Raw genomic sequence first — 640 nt, forward strand, 5'->3', positions numbered from 1 at the left:
GGCGCGCGAGGCGCTCATCAAGCGGGGCGTCGTCGAGACCGGCCATGCCTTCCGGACTGAGGACGGCGCCCGCAATTTCGCGGCCGGCGACCAAATCGTCTTCCTCAAGAATGACAGTCCGCTGGGTGTCAAGAACGGCATGCTGGCCAAGGTAGTGGAAGCGGTGCCAGGGCGCATCGTGGCCGAGCTCGGCGAGGGTGATGCACGTCGTCGGGTCGAAGTCGTGCAGCGGACCTATCGCAACGTCGATCATGGCTATGCGACGACGATCCACAAGTCGCAGGGCGCCACCGTGGACCGCGTCTTTGTGCTGGCCTCGCTCTCGCTCAACCGGCATCTGACCTATGTGGCCATGACCCGCCACCGCGAGGATGTCGCGCTCTATTATGGCAAGCGGTCCTTCGCCTTTGCTGGAGGCTTGGCCAAAGTCTTCTCGCGCCGCGATGCAAAGGAAACCACTCTCGACTACAGCGGGGGCCGCTTCTACGCCCAGGCCCTGAGCTTCGCCAACAGCCGCGGCCTGCACGTCATGCGCGTGGCACGCACGCTGGTTCGCGACCGTCTCGACTGGACGCTGCGTCAGAAGGCTCGGATGGTCGAACTTGGCGAGAAGCTTCGCACGGCGGGCGCGCGTCTCTTC

General features: G+C 65.0%; 1 protein-coding gene. It reads left to right on the plus strand.

Going from position 1 to position 640, the window contains the following annotated elements; genetic code table 11:
• Positions 1–640: ATP-binding domain-containing protein (locus tag CEV33_RS01585; RefSeq protein ID WP_167388093.1), on the plus strand; the 640-nt coding region annotated here is incomplete at both ends.

The organism is Brucella grignonensis, assembly GCF_002252505.1.
Lineage (GTDB): Bacteria > Pseudomonadota > Alphaproteobacteria > Rhizobiales > Rhizobiaceae > Brucella > Brucella grignonensis.